This window comes from Alteromonas portus (genome assembly GCF_005117025.1).
Classification (GTDB): Bacteria; Pseudomonadota; Gammaproteobacteria; order Enterobacterales; family Alteromonadaceae; genus Alteromonas; species Alteromonas portus.
This window is the reverse complement of record NZ_SWCO01000005.1, coordinates 365,987-389,711: the sequence shown is the minus strand read 5'-3', so window position 1 is coordinate 389,711 and position 23,725 is coordinate 365,987. Positions and strand designations below refer to the sequence as shown.

Sequence of the window (23,725 nt, the reverse complement as noted above, 5' to 3'; positions counted from 1 at the left end):
TTATTCCCCTTCCTTTGCAAGTGATGTTGCTTCAAGTTCATGGCGGGCTAGAAGCTTAGCAATCTGTCCAATATTGCCTGCGCCTTGGGTCATAACGATGTCGCCATCTTGCATGATATTCGCCAAAATAGCTGGCAAGGCGTCTTTGTCACCTACGTATACAGGCTCTATTTGTCCGCGCTGACGAATGGAACGGCATAGCGCTTTACTGTCAGCCCCTTCAATAGGTTGTTCACTGGCGGCATACACATCCAGAAGTAAAAGAGCATCAACGCTCGACAGTACTTCAACAAAATCTTCATAAAGGTCTCGGGTGCGCGTAAAGCGATGTGGTTGATAAACCATAACCAAGCGTTTATCAGGCCAGTTTGCACGAGCCGCAGCAATAGTTGCCCTTACTTCCGTTGGATGGTGACCATAGTCATCCACCAAACACACCTCGCCTTTGCTGGTATTAAACGTACCTAGCTGCTCGAAACGACGGCCTATTCCACCAAAGCTGGCTAGTGCGCGAATGATAGCGTCGTCATCTACACCTTCATCCGTAGCTACAGCGATAGCAGCAAGGGCATTAAGAACATTGTGGTTGCCGGTAAGATTCAACGTTATATCTAACGGTTCGCGTTCCGGGCGAATAACTGTAAAATTCGCTTTACCGAATGACAAAGACACGTTTTCTGCGCGATAGTCATTATGTGATTCAAAACCGTAAGTAAGAATACTTCGGCCTATACGAGGGCGAATCTCTTGAATATTCGCATCGTCACCGCATACGATGGCCTGCCCGTAAAATGGTAGGTTCGACAAGAAATCGACAAAGGTGTCTTTTACCTTTGAGAAATCGCCACCATAAGTATCCATATGGTCGGCTTCAATATTGGTCACTACAGAAACCATCGGCTGCAAATGAAGGAAAGACGCATCACTTTCATCAGCCTCTGCAATCAGATAGCGGCTTTTACCCAAACGCGCATTGGTGCCTGCACTGTTAAGCAAGCCACCGATAACAAACGTAGGGTCATATTCCGCTTCTGCAAAAATCGTTGAAATTAAACTGGTTGTGGTCGTTTTACCGTGAGTGCCTGCCACTGCGATACCGTGGCGGAATCGCATCAGTTCAGCCAGCATTTCTGCACGGCGAATGATCGGAATGCGCTTTTCACGAGCAACAATAATTTCTGGGTTTTGTTCATTGATGGCGCTAGACACCACAATAACGTCCATGCCTTCAACATTTTCAGCGCGATGGCCAATTTTCACATCAGCGCCTAATTCGCTTAAACGCTGTGTCATTGGCCCTTCTTGAATGTCAGAGCCAGCAATAGCATAGCCTTCATTTAACAATACTTCGGCAATACCACCCATACCGGCACCGCCGATACCAATAAAGAATATATTTTTAACCCTGCGCATTTGCGGGCTTTCAAATGGGGTTTTAAAAACCATTAGTCCCCTACTCCTACCACGCTTTTTACGTGGCTTACTACATTTTCCGTGGCATGAGTGCTTGCACATGTTTTTGCTACAGCGCCCATCTTTAAGCAGTCTTCAGGGTGTTGTAACCACTGACGCACCGCCTGCCCTAAATTTTCTTTTAAAACTGATTGAGCGATCATCAGTGCCGCATTTTGCTTTACTAATGACTGCGCATTTTTTGTTTGGTGATCGTCAACCGCGAATGGTAGCGGAACGAAGATCGCTGCCCGCCCCGCTGCTGCAACTTCACTTACCGTAAGCGCACCGGCTCTACATACAATAAAGTCTGCCCATTCATAAGCTGCGGCCATGTCGTCGATAAAGTCGCTGACATCGATTTTCGACATATCTGCGCCCACCGACGTGTAGGTTTTGATGACACCTTCACTGTTACCTCTACCGCACTGGTGCTTTATCGATAAGCTTTCCAATACACCGCATGTTTCAGGCACAGTTTCATTCAGTACTTGAGCGCCTAAACTTCCGCCAACGACAAGCATATTCAGGCTATCCGTTCGCTCACTGCTGTTTTCAAGAGTGGCTTCGCTATTACTCGCGTTAATGTCTACAGATTTGGGCATTACCTGCCAAATTTCATCACGGACAGGGTTGCCAACAGTATGCACCTTAGCCCCTACACCTGAAAATTGTTCTTTAGCATCGTTAAAGCCAAGTAATACGCGGCTTGCGATTTTACTGAGGAGCTTATTGGTCATGCCCGCAGCAGCATTTTGCTCATGTACTATCACAGGAATACCTAAGCTTTTTGCGGCAACGCCGCCTGGGCCGCTGGCATAGCCGCCAAACCCAATAACGATGTCAGGCTGTAGGCGTTTTATAATTCGTCTTGCTGAAAACAAACTTTTTACTAAAGCAACAGCACCTTGAAGACGTGCCGAAACACCTTTGCCACGAAGCCCTTTTACCGGAATAAAGTGAATAGGTATGTCGTGCTTAGGCACAACTTGCGCTTCCATTCGCTCGGCGGTGCCTAGCCAATGAATGTCCCAGCCTTCATTTCGAAGCGCGTTTGCCACTGCAAGTCCTGGAAAAACATGTCCGCCAGTACCGCCAGCCATAATTAAGCAACGCTTAGCCATTATCTGCCTCCTGCGCTACCCGCGCGAGTATGGCTTTAATGCCAGCTTTGCCTTCATCTTCCGCACTTGATGTTTTAGTGGGTTTAGCTTCAACCGTCGCTGTAGAAAAGTCAGCTTCGTCGCTCTTGTCCTCTGCACTCGCCCCACTTTCAGCATGTGCCGCTTTAGTTTGCGACGCGCTTGTAGGAATAGGCTTTTTACGACGGGCTTTGCTTTTACCGGACTTGCTATCGCCTCGACCAATCGCCTGTACGCCATCAACCCGTAATTCAAAATCGATACGAAGTAATATGGCTACCGCTACTGACATAATGATAAGTGATGAACCGCCGTAACTAACTAGCGGCAGTGTTAGCCCTTTGGTTGGCAGGATACCCGCGCTTGCACCAATATTTACCGCCGTCTGGAAACTGAACCAAATGCCTATGCTGTAAGCCATGTAACCATCAAACGCTCGCCCTTTTTCAAGTGCCTTATTTCCAATGCTTAGCGCACGTAATACCATCCATAAAATAAGGCCAAGTACGGCAAGCACGCCAACAAAGCCGAGCTCTTCAGCTAAAATAGCCATAACAAAGTCAGTGTGTGCTTCGGGTAAGAATTCCAGTTTTTGCAAGCTATTGCCTAGGCCTTGCCCAAACCAGTTACCGCGGCCATAGGCCATTAAAGACTGGGTAAGCTGATAACCAGCACCAAATGGGTCGGCCCAAGGATCTAAAAAGGAGGTAACCCGTTTCATTCGGTATTCTTCAAACACAATAAGCGCTACAACCGCCAATATGCCCGCAAACACCAATGCAAAGAACTGCCAAAGTCTTGCACCTGCTAAAAACAACAGGCCAATCGTGGTGGCAAACATCACGACTACTGTACCTAAGTCGGGCTGAAGCAAAAGCAACATTGCAAGTGCAAAGAACACCACAAGGGGCTTTATGAAGCCTTTTAGGTTCTCGGTAACCTCTTCGTAGCGGCGAACCAAATAACCCGCCAAATAGGCAAAGAAAAAGAGCTTAGCTGGCTCGGCAGCTTGAATGGTTATAGGCCCAATTGCTAACCAACGGGTACTACCATTCACGGTTCTCCCCACCACCAATACTGCTAGTAATAGCGCGATAGCCGCAAGCAGAAGATAGGGATTTGTCATGCGCCAAAACTGCATAGGCAAATTGAGCACTACCATAGCGGCAATGATCGCCCCAACTATATAAATACCGTGGCGAATAGCAAAATAAAAAGGATTGTCGTGCAGCCTATCGGCCACCGGCATAGACGCCGAGGTAACAATAACAACCCCAATGCTCATCAGTGCAAGCGCAATCAAGATCAGCGTTACATCATAGGGTTGCGTTGTCGAGGGCTGCCCGTCGTGCTTCGCGGCAAATAACGCGCTAAGTTTAGTAGAGGCAGTCATCATGATGTAACCTCCACAGCGCCCTTGTCCTTACTGTGTAAATTATGTAGGTCGTGTACATCTTGTTTAAACACGTCACCGCGATGCATATAGTTTTTAAACATATCTAAACTTGCACACGCAGGCGAAAGCAATACCACATCACCAGGGGCTGCAAGTCTCGTTGCTGCTTTTACGGCGTCTTTCATGGTTGCCACACGAGTAGTATGCGCAAAACTCTTTTCAAACAAGTGTGCATCTTTGCCCAATGCAAACACGTGCGAGACATATTTAGTCAGATAAGGCGAAAGGCTGGCTATATCAGCACCTTTAGCGTCACCACCAGCAATAAGAATCAGCTTTCCTTGTATAGTCGGGGCTAACCCTTCAAGGGCAGCTACCGTGGCGCCAATGTTGGTTGCTTTAGAATCGTCGATATAGCGGATGTCGTTTACACAAGCTATTTCCACACAGCGATGTGGTGCAGATTTAAAACTGTATAAGTGTTTAACCGCGAGCTCTGGCGAAACACCTAGCTGAAGGCAAATACCCAATGCAGCCATGATGTTTAGTACGTTATGCATGCCCGCTAAATGGATATCGCTAAGGGCAATAAGCTTTTCGCCATTAAACGTAATGTATAGACTTTGTTCATCGTCACGAGCACTACCATCACCGTCAAAAGACGCAATCGCAAACCCTGTGGTCGACTCTCCCAGTCCATATTCAACGATGGTTTTTGACGCTAGCGCGTCTTCATTAAATTCAGCATTAGATACGGCATTTAATGCAGCATTCCCCTTAGCATCAGCAATAAGCTGCTCGTCTGGCGCTACAAACTCACCGTCCCGCCATACAATCGCAGATTTCGCGTTATCAAAAATGCGATGCTTGGCTTCGATATAGGCTTCAAGGGTACCGTGACGGTCTAGGTGATCATCGGAAATATTAAGCACTGTGGCTGCTTCAAGTTCCAGGCTAGACGTAGTTTCAAGCTGAAAACTTGATAGCTCCATCACCACTACATCGGCATCACTTTGAAGCGCTTCAAGCACAGGGCGACCTACGTTGCCCGCTTCAATACTTTTTACGCCACAGCTTTTAAGCAGATGGTTCACTAATAAAGTAACCGTGGTTTTACCGTTAGAACCGGTTATTCCTACTACGCGCTTTGCTGGCGTAGCGCCGTTTTTGGTGGCATTTAAACGGGCGAACAACTCAACATCGCCGATTACTTCAACGCCACACTTTTGCGCTAAAGCTACTTGTTCAATGTTCAGAGCAAGCCCAGGGCTTAACACCAAGGTGTCTACGCCTTCAAAGTAGTTTTCGCTTAGTGCACTGCAAGTGATCTTGTTTGCCATAAACGCTTGCATGTCGGTATCAAGACCAGAATCAGGGTCGGTAACTAGAGTAAAATTAGCACGTGTATCAAACGCTTTAACCGTTGCCCGCTTTTGCAACAAAAAGCGCACGCAAGCCTGACCTGTGACACCTAGGCCACCGACTACATAACTATGCTCACGTACGTTATACGCCATTACGATTTATCTCTTTACCGCTTATCTAAGTTTGAGGGTAGCTAAACCCACTAAAACCAAAATGATTGAAATGATCCAAAAACGCACGATAACTCGCGGCTCTGGCCAGCCCTTCAATTCATAGTGATGGTGAATAGGCGCCATACGAAAAATACGCTGGCCCCGCAATTTGTAAGAACCCACCTGAAGGATGACCGACAGGGTTTCCATAACAAAAACACCACCCATGATGATTAACACGAGTTCTTGGCGCACTAATACAGCTAACACACCTAGTGTGCCGCCTAACGCTAATGAACCAACGTCACCCATAAATACTTGTGCCGGATACGTGTTAAACCATAAAAAGCCTAAGCCAGCCCCGACCATGGCGGTACACACAATCACCAGTTCACTGGTAAGCGGAATATGAGGAATATTCAGGTATTCGGCAAAGTTCGCATTACCTGTTACATAAGCAAATATGGCAAATGCGCCCGCCACTAAAATAGTGGGCACGATGGCAAGTCCATCCAATCCATCGGTAAGGTTTACCGCGTTACTTGTGCCTACAATGGCAAAGTAGGTAATAATGATGAAGAACGCACCTAACTGCGGAAACACTTCTTTGAAGAAAGGCACCAGTAGTGAGGTTTCAGCGCTTATTGTTGCACTGCTGTATAGATAGAATGCGACGCCTAACGCAACCACAGATTGCCAGAAATATTTCCAACGGGCGATGAGCCCTTTCGAGTCTTTGCGGATCACTTTTCTGTAGTCGTCAACAAACCCAATAATACCGTAGGCCACAACCACGGTCAGGGTTACCAATACATAACGGTTAGTAAGGTCAGCCCAAAGCAGGCCGCTTACCACAATTGCTGCGAGTATAAGTAACCCGCCCATAGTGGGTGTGCCTGATTTTGATAAATGGCTTTGCGGGCCATCATCACGTACAGTTTGACCGATTTGCATACGCTGCAAATAACGAATCATCTTAGGGCCAATAAGAATGGCAATAAGTAACGCGGTCAGCGTGCTTAAAATTGCGCGAAGGGTAAGGTATGAAAATACGTTAAACCCTGAATCGAATTGTGTCAGCCAGTCGGCTAGCCAAATTAACATGCTATTCGCTCCCGACGGCTATCGTGCTTTCCCAGCGTAGAGGCCTCGACCGCCTCTACCACACGTTCCATTTTGGAACTGCGTGAACCTTTAACTAAAATTGAAATATCGCGCTGCTGCACTAACAAATCACTCTCCATTGCGGCCAACAAACTTTCAACATCGCTGAAATGGCCACCGTTTTCATTAAACACAGCACTGGCTGATTGACTCAAAACACCCATGGTATACAGGAAATTAATTCCTTTTTGTTTAGCGTATTCCCCTACCTGCTCGTGGTAGAAACGCGCTTTTTCGCCTAACTCTTTCATGTCGCCCAGCACAAGAACGCGAATGCCTGAAAAGCTGCTTAACGTATCAATTGCTGCATTAACAGACGCTACGTTGGCGTTGTAGGTGTCATCTAATAGGCGAACTTGTTCGGTAAGCTGTTTCACATTCAAGCGACCGCTAACTTGCTTCATAGCAAGTAGACCGTCGCGCACGTTTTCTAGTGTGGCGCCAACTTGCAGCGTTAATGCCGCAGCGACAAGAGCATTCCCCACGTTGTGAACGCCAGGAATAGTCAGTTGAATAGACATATCACCCTGCGGGCAAACCAAGTGGAACGCGGCGCAGCCATCTAATCCAATGGTGATATCTTCTGCTCTAAAGTCGGCATTATTTTTCTGCTGCGGGGAAAACGTAAGCGTTTTAGTCTGTTTAAGTTTGCCTTGCCAAAATTCGGCAAACTGACTATCAACGTTAACTACCGCCACGCCATCACTGCCTAAACCTTTAAAAATTTCACTTTTGGCGCGCGCTACACCGAGCAAACTTCCAAAGCCTTCTAGATGAGAAGCGGCGGCGTTTACGATAGTCGCTACGTCCGGCTTAACAAGGTTCGTGGTATAAGCGATTTCGCCAATGTGATTTGCGCCTAACTCCATCACTGCATATTCATGCTGAGGTTCAAGGCGTAGAAGGGTTAGCGGCACACCGATATCATTATTGAAGTTACCGTTTGTGGCTAATACATTGCCTCTTCGCTCCAAAATAGCGGCACACATTTCCTTTACGGTGGTTTTGCCACTACTTCCGGTAATCGCAATCGTTTTGGGCGCCACATAAGCTTTTACTGCCGCACCTAAGAGGCCAAGTGCTTCTTTGGTATCTTCAACCATGATGACAGGTAACGTGGTCGCTACGTCTTCACTGGCAATAACCGCGCTTGCTCCCGCTTTTTCGGCCATTGAGACAAAATCGTGGCCGTTAAAATTCGGGCCTTTCAAGGCTAGATACACTGCGCCATCTTCAAGGGTGCGGGTATCGGTACTTACTGCTGATACTTCGATGTCAGCAGCGCCTTTTAATAAATTTCCGTTAACCTTTTCGGCTATCCATGACAGCGTTGTTGTTATCATTTGCTGTACTCCTGTTGCAGTCGCGCCACAACTGCACGTTCGTTATAGTTAGTCTTTTTGTCACCGATAATTTGGTAATCTTCATGGCCTTTTCCGGCCACAATGATGATGTCGCTTTCATGCGCATGCTCAAGGCAATGACGAATAGCTTGCTCGCGGTCGGGAATAGACACTGCCAGCTCACGGTTCTTCAAACCCGCCATGATATCCTCGGCGATAGATTCAGGGTCTTCACTTCTGCTGTTATCAGTAGTGATCACAATAGCGTCAGCACCAACCTCGGCAGCCTGCCCCATTAGCGGTCGCTTGCCTTTATCACGGTCGCCACCGCAGCCAAACACACACCACACTTTACCCGTTGTATGAAATTTGGCGCTTAACAGCACTTTCTCCAGAGCGTCTGGCGTGTGCGCGTAGTCCACCACTAGGTTCGCCGCACCCGTTATAGGGAAAACTTCCATTCGCCCGGGAACAGGCGTGATTGCATTTACCGCGTTAACCACGTCATCAAAACGCTCGCCTTCAGCGAGTAACGTACCTATAGCGCTAAGTACATTGCTGATATTGAACTTTCCAAATAGTGGCAGCGAAATAGCAGCGCTTCCCCACGAACTCACCAGTTCAAAGCTACATCCACCTGCATGATAAGAAGCATTTGTGGCGAAACAATGGCGACTTTGAGGATTGTTATGCGCTCGCATCAACTCACTTTCACCGCTTTCATCCAGACCGCTTTCGTCTATACCTGTCCAGACGCGTGTAATCGTCTTATCTGCTGCACCATCCCACTTCTTACTTTCATCATCATTAGCGTTTAATACCACAGCCTTTAAACCTGGCTGCTGAAGCAGCAAGCGCTTTGCTTTGCCGTACTCTTCCATGGTGCCGTGGTAATCGAGATGATCTCGAGTAAGGTTGGTGAAAACAGCGATATCGGTTTTTACTGTACCAAGCCGCCCCTGAACCAATGCGTGAGAGCTTGCTTCAAAAGCCGTATGGCGCACTTCGCTTTGCACAAAGTCTGCCAACAAATATTGCATACGTATGGCATCGGGCGTGGTGTTTGCTGCAGGCGTGTTCGACCACTGGGTTTCATCGCCCTCAAACACACTACTTCCTAAGGTTCCTATGCTTGCGCTACGTGTGCCCAAAGCATCTTTCAACTGGGTAAGCAATTGAACTGTAGAGGTTTTTCCGTTTGTCCCTGTTACCGCTACCGTAGTCATTTTCTGGGCTGGGTAGTCATAAAATGCAGCAGCTAATGCAGAAAGCATTTGCGGTAGTTCATATAGCGAAATGATGACACTGTGATCACGCATTTCCATTTGACCATGGGCACTACTGTCTTCAGTTTGCGCCAGAATTACACGGGCCCCTAAACTTATTGCCTGGGGTATAAAATCTCGTCCATCACGTTCATGACCTTTCACCGCTACAAATGCTAAGCGCGTATTCACTTCTCGGCTGTCTAGCGTTAAACCCTCAATGCGAATATCGGGGGCATCTACACCAAATTTCGCCAACAAGGCTTTTATACTTTGAATAAAGGCACTAACTACCACTTTGACCTCCTTTCAATAAGCGACTAGAAGTAACCTGTTTGTCATCGGGCGTAACGTTCAGCATATGCAGTGCGCCACTCATAATTGATGAAAAGACAGGAGCAGCAGTATCCCCAGCATGATACAAATCACCACCAGGTTCGTTGATCAATACAATTGTCACTAATCTTGGGTCAGACACTGGTGCAATACCGGCGAAAATATTGACGTACTCTTCACCGTAGCCGCCGGCTACCGCTTTTCTACTTGTTCCTGTTTTACCTGCTACGCGATAGCCCGGAACCGCTGCTTTTGTTGCCGTGCCGCCACGCTGGGTGACGCTTTCCATCATTTGAACAATGGCTTTTGCGTTTTCTTCGCTGATCACCCGTTCTGATTGGGCTTGCCACGACGGTTGTTCCGGTGACTTGATGATATTAAGTGGTGTTTTTATACCGCCGTTTGCCAACGTTGCGTAAAGACGCCCTAGCTGTGCTGTAGTGACAGAGATACCGTACCCAAACGACAGCGTGGCTAATTCAAACTCAGACCAGCGGCTGCGCTCATGGAAAATACCGCTACTTTCCCCAGCCATATTAAGTCCGGTATCGCTCATTAAGCCCATGTTGTAGTAAGTATCCAGCAGGAACTGTTTAGGCACTGAAAGCGCCAGCTTCGATGTGCCCATATTGGAGGAATGCTGAATAATTTCTTCCAGCGTTAGCTCGCCATAGTTGCGTGAGTCTTTCACTAGGCTACCGCCTAAACGCATCCAACCTGGATGGGTGTTTACTGAATCTTCAGGCTCAACTTCACCGAATTCCAATGCAGTGAGGACAGCTAGAGGCTTCAATGCTGAGCCTGGCTCGAACGCATCAGTAATAACCCGGTTACGCATTCTGTGTGCAGACAATTTGCTTCTGTCGTTCGGGTTGAATGACGGTGCATTCACCATAGCTAATACATCACCACTTTTTACATCAATTACGATGGCGGAAGCCGAGCTTGATTGATAGTAAATCATGGCTTCTTTGATTTCTTTATAAGCAAGTGCTTGAATGCGCTGATCGATAGTTAACTGCAGGTCACCGGCTTTTTCACCAGATTTAGTTTCTAATATTTCAACCTGGCGGCCTTTCGCATCGCGGCGTATTTTACGAGAACCAGGCGTGCCTGTTAGCCACTCGTTATACATGCGCTCTAAGCCTTCAACGCCCGTGTCGTCAACATCGGTTACCCCAATTAACTGCGCTGAAACTTCACCAGTAGGATAGTAACGGCGGCTTTCACGACGAAGATAAATGCCCGGAATGTCTAGTTTGTCAACGTACTCTGCCATTGCAGGCGAGACTTGACGCTGTAAATAAACAAAACGGCGCTTGGGGTTGGCTACTTTTTCTTTCAGTTCATTGACGTCTTGGCGCAGTACATCCGCCAGCGCTTCCCAGCGGCGCTCTTCCTCAAAGCCGTTATTTTCATGGATAATCTTAGGGTCTGCGTAAATGGCCCGAACAGGAACACTTACCGCCAGTTCGACACCATTTCTGTCGGTAATAAGCCCGCGATAGGTCGGCATATCTCGGGTTCTAAGCGTGCGGTTGTCACCCTGTTGAATTAACTCGTCTGGTTCAATAACTTGGATGTAGGCCGCTCGAGCAGCTAGCACGCCGAAAACCAGCATGATTACCACAAGTACAACGACAAAACGCCAATGCACTAAACTTGGCGTTACATTTTGCTTTGCACCGGTCTTTTTACGCTTACGAGAAAGTGCTGTTGTACTCATTTCAACTTCACCACTACTTCATCGTCTGCGGTTGGACGGTACATTTCTAACTGTTTTTCAACCAGGTTTTCTATGCGGTTGTGCTCGGTCAACGCACGTTGCTCAAGCACTAGGTTTCGCCATTCAACATCCAGCTCATCTTTCTCTTGCATAAGGTCTTCAAGAGCAATGACCTGCTGTCTGTTGTGATGACTGCTAAGCGTTACCGCCATGGCACTTGCGATAACCATTAAATACAACAAAACCCGCAACTTGTTGCGGGTCAAATCTGAAACAATTATTAGCAATAATTTAAAATTAGTGCTGGCCTTGTCTGGCGCGGCTTTGGTCATAACTTTTCTGCCACACGTAATACCGAACTGCGAGAGCGAACGTTGTTCGCAATCTCCTGTTCTGAAGGTTTTATTGCTTTACCCAGAGCTTTTAGCACTTTATCTGCATCTATTTCAGCCTGAGTAATCGGCAAGTTGTGTGGTACTGATTTCCCTTTACTTTGCTCCTTAATGAAACGTTTTACTAAACGGTCTTCAAGCGAGTGAAACGAAATAACGGCAAGACGGCCTTCTTTCGCCAACACTTGCGTCGCCGCTTTAAGGCCAACGCGAAGTTGCTCTAGCTCCGCATTGATATAAATGCGAATGCCTTGGAATGCACGAGTTGCCGGATGTTTAAACTTATCCTTTACAGGAACCGCTTCGTCGATAATTTTGGCTAGCTGAGCTGTGCGCGTGATGGGTGTTTCTTTGCGTGTGTTCACAATGGCGTGAGCAATGCGCTTGCCGAATTTCTCTTCGCCAAACTCTTTGATAACCTGCGTAATGTCTTGCTCTTCGGCGTTAGCCAACCAGTCGGCTGCACTCTGTCCACGTGAGGTATCCATGCGCATATCAAGGGGGCCGTCACGAAGGAAGCTAAAGCCACGCTCAGCATCGTCTAATTGAGGTGAAGATACACCTAAATCCATTAGCACGCCGTCAATCTTACCGGTTAGCCCTAGCGCTTCGATTTCTTCTGCCATATCACCAAACGGTGAGTGGATAATGCTAAAACGCTTATCATCGGCAAAGCGTTCAGCCGCTTTAATCGCTTGTGGGTCACGGTCAAATGCTATAAGACGCCCGTTTTCACCCAATGCATCCAAAATATGCGCTGAGTGCCCCCCACGGCCGAAAGTGGCGTCTATGTAGATACCGTTCGGCTTAATCGCTAGAGCTTCAATGCATTCATCAAGCAATACTGAAATATGTTTAAATTCGCTAGGCTGCGTCATAAAGAAAAGTCCTGTAATCGTTCGGTAAGTTCAAATTCGCCTTTGCGTTCGGTGTCTATATCAGCTTCAACTTGTTGTGCCCAAATATCGGCATCCCAAATTTCGAATTTGTTTAACTGACCAACTAACATGACTTCTTTTGAGAGTTTTGCGAAACTTCGCAGTGGAGTAGGAACAAGAATGCGCCCGCTTTTATCCATCTCACCTTCTGAAGCATAACCTAGTAGCAATCGCTGCAAGCGACGCTCAGCTGGGATCATGCTTGAAAGTTTAGAGAGTTTAAGCTCAATCTCTTCCCATTCGGGAAGTGGGTAAAGTAGCAAACAACTTTGTTGTGTATCGACTGTGCAGACCAGTTGTCCCTGACAATCATCCAGCAGCGACTGACGATACTTCGTCGGTATAGCCAGTCTGCCTTTTGTATCCAGATTGATTGCGTTAGCGCCGCGGAACATTCCCCTAGCCTTTTATTATTTGCTCTTGGTTTTCTTGTTTTTTGAGTACTAATCTGCAAAGTGATGATGATTTGATCCACAATTCGCCACATTTACCCACTGAGATACAGTTTAGGTACCAATGATCCCCACTGTCAAGTAGAAAAAAGGCGTGAAAGCCGCATAAACACTGGGATTAAACTGTTTGGATATACAGTACTTTTGGGAAGTGTATGATTAGGCGCGTAAAAAAGATTAAAAAATATTCAGATGGGCAAAAATAAAGGGGAAATTAATCGATGAACTGCTGTTTTTATCTAAACAAAGAGGTTAGGTCTCGCAAGCGGGTACAATGCTACATTACCTGACGTAGAGCAAAAACCAAGTGCAAAAATGAACGCTTACATCGTACATTAGCTTTTAATAGGTGTTTACGAAGCGCAGTGGATTACGCCACATTTCTTATAAAGATCTTTGTTCAAAACAAACGTCTGCATGTGAATAGCGCTTACAACCGAGAAAAGGCTTAAAGAAAAAAGAGTTAACACCTTAGGGCGTTAACTCTTCGCAATTCATCAATAGCTGACAATAGCGTTAGTATATAGCTGGCCCGCTCTTAGAAACGATAAGAGGCAGTGAGCGAGGCCACGTCACTGTCTACGTCGCTATCGATATCTGTTTCATAGCTAGCTGACACCGAAAACTGCTCATTGACCCAATAATCGAGTGAAACACCTGCGGCTTTCACGTTATCGAAACCATCTGGTGCATTGGTATAGCTATAGCTTCCTTGAACACTCAAACCTGGGCTAAAGAAGTATCGTGCACTTCCTGATAAAACATCAACATCGTCTGCTATGTACTGGGCGGTGAAGTCCCAGCCAGTTCCCCCATTACCTACCGTGGTGTAGCGAGTAAATACAAGTGGTGAAGTTTCATTCTCACTTTCGCTGTAACTTTGTCCACCGGCATTAAAGTCGTACGTGGCACGCTGATAGATGACACCTGCACCAATTTGCCATTGACGGGATAAGTTAAATCCGACTTTGAAATCAATATTGGTGTAATCCTCTTCACTAAATTCGTCGTCAAATTTGCTGTGGGCACCTTCTACAGCAATCATCCATGTATCGTCTAGGTAGAAAGTACTGCCTAGATTAAATACATCAATACCATCTAAATTAGCGTAACCACCAGACAAGCTAGACACGCGCTGTAGATAAGGGTTGATAAGGTAAGCGCCGCTATTTCCGCTAACTTCATCAAGGTAGCGCACATATCTTGCACCGTAGAGGTTGTCATCTAACCCCTCAAAATCAACAGCGGTAACTTGTACTTCGTTTTGCGTAGCTGCATGTGATGCTGAGACTGTAAATGCTGAAGCTGTAATGAGTGAAAGTGCAGTTAGCGTTGTTGAAAGTTTATTGGATTTGATATTCATGTCTTTTGTCCTTAAAAAATGTGTTGGGAACGTCATGTAAGATAAGGTATTCAAACTTAACGGTTTCTGAACGAAACATGACGAAGTCTGAACGAGTGCAAGATACATTAAAAAACCCGCTGTTAAGCGGGTTTTTTATATTTAGAATGAAGAAGCAATTAAGCTTTTGGTGCTGCTTCAGCGTCAGCTTTAACTGCTGAAAGCTGCATGCTGCGAATTGGGTTTTCTGTGTCGTTAGAAAGCTCAACAAGACGGTTAAGCTGACCAACAGACATCATTACTGCGTAGATAGCACCTAGGAAGCCTTGCTTGTGTAGCTCAAGTACCTGCTCTTCTGGTAGCTCAAGAAGCTTCTTCTCGTTGATGCTCATCATGCCAGTAACATTGCGCTGTTTACCATCTTGATAAGTTAGACGAATTTGAATTGGATCAAGAAGGTCTAGTTCAACCACTTTAGCAACAAAACGCTGAGTTAGCATTTCGCTATTTGCAAGGTCTGCCAAGAACTTCTGACGGCTATCAAGGAACTCAGTGGCTTCACCAGCTTCTGTAAATAGTGCTTGGCCTTCATCAGAAATAAGGTCAGAGTTTTCATCAATGTAAACGCCTAGCTTATCGCCGTCTGGACGCACGTCAAACGGATAGCGAAGGATATTCATTGGTACATGAGGGCCTTTCCAGCTGTCGCCAGTTAGGAATAGGTTTTGACCCTGCTCCATACCAAGCATAGTTACAACATGGTGACGCTGAGTATTATTGTCTTCAATAAATACTAACGGCATAGTGGCTGCTAGTTGAGCAAACTCACGGATTGATGCTGCTGCAAGGTGTGTATTTTTCGCAAAGCTGAAAGATGTATTTACCGCAACCTTTAGGTCTTTATGCTTTTCTTTGTCTAGCGGTACAAAATTAATAGCCATATTTATTTCTCATACTTGTTAGCTGTGGCCCCGGCTTGATTATGTGAGAAGAGCGGGTGCCACTAAAAAATTACGTCGGCCGCGCTGATGCATAGTAGTCATCGATAATTGGCGGAGCGCTTGGGAGTATCCCGTATTCGCGCAATGAAGTCACGCAGTCTTCACCATAACAAGTTTTAAATTTTTATTGCAATGTAAACTTGAAGTAAACAAGCACAAACGCTCTAAAAATGAGCAATATCGACTATTTTAGGGCTTAGCGGGAGCGATATAAGCTAAATGCATAGCAAGTAAAAGCCTATTGTCGCGGTTCGCATTATCCTTTAGTCTCGTATTGCTATTAAGTTAGCAGTTGTTGACCTAAGCGATACAAAAACAAAATAAGGATTTACTATGAAGGGGCGCTTCCCACTCTCATCTTGCGCATTACTTATCTCTGCGCTTTTTGCTTCACATTCTGCACTTGCTGATACCCCCACGTATTCAGCATCTGAAAAAGCCATCAAGATCGCACAAGAAACTATTATTGTAGATGGTCACATTGATGTACCTTATCGCGTAAAGGAAAAGTGGGTTGATGTCACTAAAGCCACGCAGGACGGCGACTTTGACTACCCTCGCGCAGTATCTGGTGGCTTGAACGCTCCTTTTATGAGTATTTACGTGCCCGCTAGTTTAGATAACTCGCCAGAGTCTACACAGCTTGCCCATGAGCTCATCGATTCAGTAGAAGCCATTGTTGCCCGTGCACCTGATAAATTTGCCATTGCTAAAAGCCCTTCTGACGTAAAAGCACAATTTGAAAAAGGGTTAATTTCACTGCCAATGGGTATGGAAAATGGTTCGCCTATTCAAGGTGACTTGGCGAATCTAACGGCTTTTTACGAGCGAGGCATTCGCTACATCACCCTTGCTCATAGTCAAGCCAACCATATTTCTGACTCTTCGTATGACCTGCGCAGAAAATGGAAAGGCCTTAGCCCGTTTGGCAAAACCCTAGTGGGCGAAATGAACAACATCGGCATTATGCTGGATATTTCCCATGTGTCTGACGACGCCTTTTACCAAGTTATTGAGTTAACAAAGGTACCAGTTATAGCATCGCACTCTTCACTGCGCCGTTTTACACCTGGCTTTGAACGCAACATGGACGACGAGATGATCAAGAAGCTCGGTGAAAATGGCGGTGTGATCATGATTAACTTTGGTTCTAGTTTTGTATCTAAAGAAGCTGGTAAGTGGCGTAGTGGCCTTACTGCTGCGCGCAAAGCATTGATCGAAAAAGAGGGTGAAGACAGCCCTAAGCTAGAGAACTTTGAAGAGAATTATCGCAAAGAAGTGCCTTACCCTTATTCAACCCTAGACGAAGTGCTTGACCATATCGACCACGTGGTAAAACTGATTGGTGTTGATCATGTAGGTATTGGTTCAGACTATGACGGTGTAGGTGACTCACTCCCCATTGGGCTTAAAGATGTGGCGAGTTTTCCAAACTTAGTACAAGGATTGCTGGATAGAGGTTATAGCCGTGCCGACATTGAAAAGATATTGAGCGGAAACCTTTTACGCGTTTGGCAACAAGTTGAGGATTATGCGAAAGAGCATGCGGAAGGTTATTCGGAAGATCATGCGGCAGCGCACTAGTCGCGCAATGCTTTAAAAACGAAGCGTAGGGAAGCGTGTTATCGCTTCCCCATGCTTTTTCTACTGTATCGCACGTTCAATTCTATTATTTTTTGCGTGACACAATTAAGTAAAACACGCTTGGCAATACCAACAGCGTTAATACCAGTGCACTCGCCATACCGCCTACCATAGGCGCCGCAATTCGCTGCATCACCTCACTACCAGTTCCAGTGGCATAAAGCACAGGCAGCAAGCCCACAATAATAGAAAGCGATGTCATCATAACAGGGCGAAGCCTTGCCGAGGCGGCATGGACAATAGCCGTTTTAACAAGCTCAACTTTTTTAGTGTTGCCATTTTCTTTTTCGTGGCTAGTGAGTGCTTCTGATACATATTGGTTTAGATAGACCAGCATGATAACGCCTATTTCTACCGCTACACCTGCTAAGGCAATAAACCCAACACCTACCGCCACCGACAGATTAAAATTAAGAAGGTAAAGCAACCATACACTGCCCACCAGCGCCAACGGTAAGGTAGCGAGTATGAGTGCCACATCGCGAAAGCGTTTAAATGCCAGATAAAGCAAAAGGCAGATAATGGCCAACGTTAGCGGTATAACCACCGACAGTTTTGCTTTCGCGCGCTCTAGGTAAGCAAACTGCCCCGCCCACGTAATAGAGTATCCAGTGGGTAAATCAAGGTTCTGTGACAAATGACGTTTCGCGCTATCTACATAGCCCCCTAAGTCAATACCTGTGGCCGAGTCTGACGAGATATCAATGTATACCCATCCATTTAATCGGGCATTTTCGCTTTTAATCCCGGCCGGCCCGTCGTCAATACGCACAGTTGCCACATCGCCAAGAGTAATGTGAACACCGCTTGGCGTGACAAATGGCATGGATGCTAAAGATTCAGGCGTATCGCGGTAGTGCTGTAAAAAACGCATGGCAATAGGAAAACGCTCACGCCCTTCCACTGATTGTGTAATCACTTTGCCGCCCACCGCCGAGCCTACAATACTGTGAACATCGTCTATCGTCATGCCATAACGCGCCGCCAACTGCCTGTCGATATCGATATAAACGTAACGGCCACCCACCACCCGCTCAGCGTAAACTGATGCTGTATTGGGCAGGTCTTTAAGCAGTATCTCAATATCCTTTCCAATGGCTTCAATGCCTGCTAGGTCAGGCCCCGCAATCTTGATCCCAACAGGGGTTTTTATCCCGGTTGCCAACATGTCGATGCGGGTTTTAATTGGCATTACCCACGCATTGGTCAGCCCTGGAAATTGCACCAGAGCGTTAAGCTCTTCTTTGAGCTTTTCAGTGGTCATGCCCTCCCTCCACTGGGCTTTCGGTTTAAGCTGAATGAAGGTTTCAATCATAGTCAATGGTGCAGGGTCTGTGGCCGTATCGGCGCGTCCTATTTTCCCGAATACCGTTTCAACCTCGGGCAAGGTTGCAATAAGCTTATCTGTCTGCTGTAAAAGCTCTCTGGCTTTACCCACCGAAATACCCGGGTAGGTTGTAGGCATATACATCAAATCGCCTTCGTCCAGTTCGGGCATAAATTCACTACCTAGTTGGCTTAACGGCCAGTACATGGAAAGCAACAAGCAAAATGCCCCCGCCAAAGTGAGCAGTGGGTAGTTAAGCAACCGCGTCAGCAATGGTTGATATACGCGCTCTAAAGCTCTATTTACCGGGTTCTGGGCTTCAGATCGTATTTTTCCGCGTACAAAATAACCCGCCAGCACAGGAATTAGAGTAATTGCCAGAGCCGCAGCTGCTGCCATGGCATAGGTTTTGGTAAAGGCAAGAGGCGCAAAAAGACGCCCTTCTTGCGCTTCCAATGCAAAAACAGGAATAAAGGATACGGTGATAATTAGCAGCGCAAAGAATAAAGCTGGACCAACTTCGGTGGTCGACTTAATCACCAGTTCCCAGCGTTTGGCTGCCGAAAGCTTTGCAAATGTTGGCGCAGAGGCTGGTATAGATGTTCGCGACTGGGCACTCCCTGTCCCCCCCTGACTTGTTGAATCCCTTTGACTCGCCAAAGCTCCCTGACTTGATGAAACAGCATGCTGATGAATGTGCTTGTGTAAATTTTCAACCACAACAATAGCGCCATCCACCATTGCACCGATAGCGATAGCAATGCCACCTAAAGACATGATGTTGGCATTAAGTCCCTGCAGCTTCATTACGATAAACGCGGCGAGAATACCAATAGGCAAACTGATTAGCGCAACCATAGATGAACGTAAGTGAAACAAGAAGATAGCGCACACCAAACCGACAACCAGTAATTCCTCCACCAACTTATTGGAGAGGGTATCGACGGACTTATCAATAAGGGTGGAGCGGTCGTAAACGGGGACGATGTTCACCCCTTCCGGCAAGCTCGCTTTTAGTGAATCCAGCTTAGCTTTAACCGCATCGATAGTGGCTTTTGCGTTTTCGCCATAGCGCATCACTATAATGCCACCCACGGTTTCGCCATTCCCGTTTAGTTCAGCAATACCGCGGCGCATCAACGGGCTTTCTACCACTTGAGCTACATCGTTAATCGTTATGCTAACGCCGTCTTTGATAACGCCTGTGGGCAACGCCAGTATGTCATCAATGCCCTGAATATAGCTTTGTGCACTAACCATGTACTCTGCCTCGGCCATTTCAATAACCGAAGCGCCTGACGCGCGGTTACCCCGTTTAAGGGCAATGTCTATCATGGATGGCTGAATGTTATAGGCACGTAATTTTTCAGGGTCGACAATAACTTGGTATTGTTTAACCATCCCTCCAACGGACGCCACTTCAGATACGCCTTCAACTGACTGAAGCTCAAACTTTAAGAACCAGTCTTGCAACGCCCTTAATTCACCAGCATCTAGCGCATTTGGCTGACTAACATCGTTCTCCAACGCATAAATGTAAACCCAACCTACCCCTGTCGCATCTGGACCTAGCTGAGGTGTCACGCCTTCTGGAAGTTGCGAAGACGCTTGGCTTAGGTATTCCAATACTCTGCTCCGCGCCCAGTACATGTCGGTATCATCATCGAAAATGACATAAACGTACGCGTTGCCAAAGAACGAATATCCGCGCACCGTTTGTGCTCCGGGCACAGACATAAGTGCTGATGTAAGTGGAAAGGTCACTTGATCTTCGACCACTTGTGGCGACTGACCGGGATAGTTTACTTTCACTATAACTTGGACATCAGATAAATCAGGGATAGCATCGACGGGGGTGTTTTTCACCGCCCAGACACCTGCAATACTGAGCATAATAGCGCTCAGCAATACCAGTATTCTATTGTTTACCGACCAGCGAATTACCGATTCAATCATGGTGCATATGCTCCTTATGATTTATCGATTTTTGTTCTGCCGACTTGTGAACCATTGACTTATGAACCGATGACTCGTGAGCATCGCTTTGCTCTCCATCGCCCTTCAGGTTGCTCGTATCATGTTTATGATTGCTGTGACCTGAGTCATGCATTATGCCCCTGTCCATTGCATGTTCACTGCGCTTTCGCATATCGATAACCGTGAACTCTTCGCCAGTCACAAAGGTGAACATGATGTTGTCACCTTCTTTGAACTGAGATAAGTCAATATGCTTTGATACAGCAAATGACATTGTCGCAGGTCCCCGCCCCCATTTTTCAATCGGACCGCGAGCGATCACTAACTTTGCGTTATTCGAAGCGCCATTCGTTTCGGTGTCAGCCGGCAATTCAATTGTCTCAATAGTACCTGTTGTCGTGGCCTGGTGATCTGGCGCTTTCATTCGCTTAAAGTCACTGCTTTTCGACGACTCTGAATCAATCAAAAATTGTGCTGATACCACAACATCATCCTCTGGCAACAAGCCTTCGACTACTTCAAAATGTGTACTATCGCTTTGCCCCAGCGTTACCCGTACTGACTTAAAATTGCCATCGCCATCACTGAGTACCACTTTTACGCCTTCAGCCGTGCGAATGACGGCACTACGAGGAACCAGTAACGCCGCTTTACGTTGAGTAGGCATAATTACAACGTGGGCAAACATATTGGGCTTTAACGTGTGGTTGCTATTGTTTAGCGGTATGCGCACTTTCAAGGTTCGGGTTGTTTCTGACAAAGACGGATAAATATACTCTACGTGGCTTTCCCATTTAGCACCTACCCCATGGGTCATTTCATCAAGGGTAACCACAGCGCTATTATGAGGCGCGATAATTTGCGCGTATTTTTCAGGCACCTCAGCAATCACCCACACCGAATCTAGCTGCGCGATGCTCATCAAGGTTGTCCCGGGCTGAACGTAAAACCCCTCCCGAATATTCAGCGCTTCTACTACACCGCTTTGCGGCGCGTTAAATGTAACGGTTTGTGTTACTCGTCTAGTTTTTTGTAATGCTTCAATAACGCCCTTTGATAGCCCCAGAGTTTTTAAGCGCTCGGCTGCGCCTTCAATTAAACGTGCGTCTCCTCGTCTAAGGGCTAGAACGAATTCTTCTTGTGCGCTAACTAATTCTGGCGAATACAGGGTATAAAGTGCCTGCCCTTTTTCAACTTGCTCACCTTGGGATTTAATGAAAAGCCTGTCGACCCAACCAGATACTCTAGGGTGGATGTGCATAATACTCTCTTCATCGTAAGCCACGTTGCCCACCGCCGTTACGGTCTGTTGAAGTGTTCCAATGGTAACAGGCGCGACTTTAACCCCCATATTGTGCTGAACATTTGGCAGAATCATTACGGTACCAGGCGTACGCTCATTACTTTTCGCAGATGCTGCGTCGTCATTGGCGTATACGGGGACTAAGTCCATTCCCATCGGTGACTTTCCCGGTTTGTCACGGCGGTAGCTGTCATCCATAGGCGCTACCCAATATAAAGGGGCTTTATTGCCTGCTTCGTCGCTGTGGGCACTTTTCTCGCTGTGGGTACTTTTATCGCTGTGGGCACTTTTATCGCTGTGGGCACTTACACCGCTGTGGGTGTTTACTCCGCTGTGGGTGTTTACTCCGCTGTGGGTGTTTACTCCGCTGTGGGCACTTTCACCATTTCCGTGTTTTGATGAATCAGACAACAATAGTGAGGCCAAGCCGAACGCTAACAGGCCGCCAAATAGCAGACCTATTAGCAAGCCTTTTATTAGCGTGCTTTTTGTATCTGGAGCAGGGCGAGTTGAAGATGTCATATTAACTACTCTTTATTCGAAAAATGGGCGTGAGTGGGCAAGTACAAATAAGCAAGTGACACCAGTGTTCTGGCGCGCTCGATGTCTATTTTGAGTAAATCATCCTGTACCTGTACTTGCTTGAGGTTGGCATTAACAACATCACTAATATCACCGGTGTCTGTGGTGTAAGCTGTCAGTTCCGCTTCAGAAAGTTGCTGTGTTTCACCAATTAACGCCGTTTCATAAAGCGCTTTGCGCTCACTTAGCGCTGACAAGCGTGATTTAAGCACCTCTGCGTTCGCGGCAAGCTCGTTCACTTTCAATCGGAAGTCCGTTTCAGACGCACTCATTTTGGAAGCCGCCGCGGCTATTGAAGCGTCTTGACGAGATTTATTGAAAAACGGAAGGTCTACTTGAACACCCAATGACACAAAATCAGCTCGGCTTGCGCCATTTTGCGCGTCTTGTCTGTATCCATAACTTGCTTCAAATGCCCACTGAGACTTAGTTTGCTCTCGCGCTATGTTCACATTTTGTGCTTCTATCTGGGTCTGAATTTGAAGCAGCATAGCCTCAGGATGATGCTGTAGTATTGAAAAAGGCTCACTGCGCTCAATAACCGTTAAGAACGAAGAAAGACTAAGGCTGCTGTCGTTTAAGATAGCATCGACATCGATACGCTTTGGATAAGAAGGCGTTGACTCATGCATTGATTGAGTCAGCGGCGCGCTCAATGATTCATCTAGTGGCGCACCAAACCATTTTGATAGTGCCGATCTCGCTTCATTTTTTTGTTGATAAGCCTGCACGTATTTATCGTCTAAAGACAATAATGCCAAACGCACTTGCAGTATGTCTTGCTGGGCCGCTGCACCAACGCCTTGACTGTATCTGGAGTCAGTAAAATCGAGAAGCTGTGTAAGCAGTGATTTTTCTTTATCCAATAAGCCAATACGATGCGTTGCATAAACCCAATCTAACCAAGTAAGGGTAACTTCACGTTTAAGCCACGCCTTTCTTGCTTGGCTCTGCACCGACATTTGATCAGCCATAACCTGATACTTTCGCTGGCTGTAAAGATTTTCATCGCCTCGCGGTAACTGCTGCTTCAAACCAACTTTAAATTGCGTCATAGGCTCTTGGTCAAATGCGAAGCCGTCGGTAGGCAAGTTTTGTACAGACGCTGAAACCTGAGGGTTTGCCCAATATGATGACGCCTCGGCTTCTGCATTAAAGCGCTCCTTGCGATGCACATTCCCTTTAAGCAAAGGGTCGTTTTGAATAGCTAGCTGCAGCGCTTGCTCCAGGCTTAGGGTTTGCGCCACAACAGGCTTATTAGCCATCAAAAATAAAGAAAGCACAAAAAATAGAGCGAACGAGGCCCTTATTTTATTGTGCTTGGCAGTGCCCAGTTTTTTAGGTGCCGAATAGTTACTCATGTATAACATCACTTTTCAGGTGTAAGGCGTAGTGACGTTGCATGCTTTTCGCTGAATTCGACAAA

General features: G+C 46.6%; 17 protein-coding genes. 1 reads left to right on the top strand and 16 read right to left on the bottom strand.

Features of this window, described 5'->3' with window-relative positions; translation table 11 throughout:
• The 13 genes from murC to E5672_RS09585 all read right to left on the bottom strand — a co-directional run bounded on the left by murC (position 1) and on the right by E5672_RS09585 (position 15,406).
• The gene (murC, locus tag E5672_RS09645; RefSeq protein WP_076010827.1) at positions 1–1,446 is read right to left on the bottom strand and encodes a UDP-N-acetylmuramate--L-alanine ligase; all 1,446 of its coding nucleotides are present in this window, start codon (positions 1,444–1,446) and stop codon (positions 1–3) included.
• Positions 1,446–2,576, bottom strand: a complete 1,131-nt coding sequence (gene murG, locus E5672_RS09640; RefSeq protein ID WP_136782001.1) for an undecaprenyldiphospho-muramoylpentapeptide beta-N-acetylglucosaminyltransferase — start codon at positions 2,574–2,576, stop codon at positions 1,446–1,448. The genes murC and murG overlap by 1 nt, the downstream gene beginning before the upstream one ends.
• Entirely contained in the window at positions 2,569–3,990 is a 1,422-nt protein-coding gene (gene ftsW / locus E5672_RS09635) for a cell division protein FtsW (RefSeq protein ID WP_136782000.1), read from the bottom strand. The genes murG and ftsW overlap by 8 nt, the downstream gene beginning before the upstream one ends.
• Positions 3,987–5,507, bottom strand: coding sequence for a UDP-N-acetylmuramoyl-L-alanine--D-glutamate ligase (gene murD / locus E5672_RS09630; protein WP_136781999.1), 1,521 nt, complete (start codon positions 5,505–5,507; stop codon positions 3,987–3,989). The genes ftsW and murD overlap by 4 nt, the downstream gene beginning before the upstream one ends.
• Positions 5,508–5,528: 21 nt before the next feature.
• Entirely contained in the window at positions 5,529–6,611 is a 1,083-nt protein-coding gene (gene mraY / locus E5672_RS09625; RefSeq protein WP_014950432.1) for a phospho-N-acetylmuramoyl-pentapeptide-transferase, read from the bottom strand.
• Entirely contained in the window at positions 6,605–8,014 is a 1,410-nt protein-coding gene (locus E5672_RS09620; protein ID WP_136781998.1) for a UDP-N-acetylmuramoyl-tripeptide--D-alanyl-D-alanine ligase, read from the bottom strand. The genes mraY and E5672_RS09620 overlap by 7 nt, the downstream gene beginning before the upstream one ends.
• A complete protein-coding gene (locus tag E5672_RS09615; protein ID WP_136781997.1) occupies positions 8,011–9,576 on the bottom strand; it encodes a UDP-N-acetylmuramoyl-L-alanyl-D-glutamate--2,6-diaminopimelate ligase in 1,566 nt (521 codons plus the stop codon). The genes E5672_RS09620 and E5672_RS09615 overlap by 4 nt, the downstream gene beginning before the upstream one ends.
• Entirely contained in the window at positions 9,566–11,341 is a 1,776-nt protein-coding gene (locus E5672_RS09610; protein ID WP_136781996.1) for a peptidoglycan D,D-transpeptidase FtsI family protein, read from the bottom strand. Before E5672_RS09610 ends, E5672_RS09615 begins: the two co-directional genes overlap by 11 nt.
• A complete protein-coding gene (gene ftsL, locus E5672_RS09605; RefSeq protein WP_136781995.1) occupies positions 11,338–11,673 on the bottom strand; it encodes a cell division protein FtsL in 336 nt (111 codons plus the stop codon). Before ftsL ends, E5672_RS09610 begins: the two co-directional genes overlap by 4 nt.
• Complete coding sequence (gene rsmH / locus E5672_RS09600) at positions 11,670–12,611, bottom strand: 16S rRNA (cytosine(1402)-N(4))-methyltransferase RsmH (RefSeq protein WP_136781994.1); 942 nt, start codon at positions 12,609–12,611, stop codon at positions 11,670–11,672. The genes ftsL and rsmH overlap by 4 nt, the downstream gene beginning before the upstream one ends.
• Positions 12,608–13,066, bottom strand: a complete 459-nt coding sequence (gene mraZ, locus E5672_RS09595) for a division/cell wall cluster transcriptional repressor MraZ (protein ID WP_012519465.1) — start codon at positions 13,064–13,066, stop codon at positions 12,608–12,610. Before mraZ ends, rsmH begins: the two co-directional genes overlap by 4 nt.
• A 595-nt stretch (positions 13,067–13,661) precedes the next feature.
• Positions 13,662–14,486: a hypothetical protein gene (locus E5672_RS09590; protein ID WP_136781993.1), complete on the bottom strand. Its 825-nt coding sequence runs from the start codon at positions 14,484–14,486 to the stop codon at positions 13,662–13,664.
• Positions 14,487–14,644: 158 nt separating this feature from the next.
• Positions 14,645–15,406: a SapC family protein gene (locus tag E5672_RS09585; protein WP_136781992.1), complete on the bottom strand. Its 762-nt coding sequence runs from the start codon at positions 15,404–15,406 to the stop codon at positions 14,645–14,647.
• A 393-nt stretch (positions 15,407–15,799) separates the two neighbouring features.
• On the opposite strand from E5672_RS09585, the gene E5672_RS09580 reads away from it, so the two are divergent.
• A complete protein-coding gene (locus E5672_RS09580; protein ID WP_205676485.1) occupies positions 15,800–17,050 on the top strand; it encodes a dipeptidase in 1,251 nt (416 codons plus the stop codon).
• Positions 17,051–17,135: 85 nt separating this feature from the next.
• Here the strand turns inward: E5672_RS09580 and E5672_RS09575 are convergent, their stop codons facing one another.
• Genes E5672_RS09575 through E5672_RS09565 form a run of 3 tightly spaced genes read right to left on the bottom strand, consistent with a single transcriptional unit; the run spans position 17,136 to position 23,660 of the window.
• The gene (locus E5672_RS09575; RefSeq protein WP_136781991.1) at positions 17,136–20,393 is read right to left on the bottom strand and encodes an efflux RND transporter permease subunit; all 3,258 of its coding nucleotides are present in this window, start codon (positions 20,391–20,393) and stop codon (positions 17,136–17,138) included.
• A complete protein-coding gene (locus E5672_RS09570; RefSeq protein ID WP_136781990.1) occupies positions 20,386–22,239 on the bottom strand; it encodes an efflux RND transporter periplasmic adaptor subunit in 1,854 nt (617 codons plus the stop codon). The genes E5672_RS09575 and E5672_RS09570 overlap by 8 nt, the downstream gene beginning before the upstream one ends.
• Positions 22,240–22,244: 5 nt before the next feature.
• The gene (locus tag E5672_RS09565) at positions 22,245–23,660 is read right to left on the bottom strand and encodes a TolC family protein (RefSeq protein WP_136781989.1); all 1,416 of its coding nucleotides are present in this window, start codon (positions 23,658–23,660) and stop codon (positions 22,245–22,247) included.
• Positions 23,661–23,725: the final 65 nt, after the last annotated feature.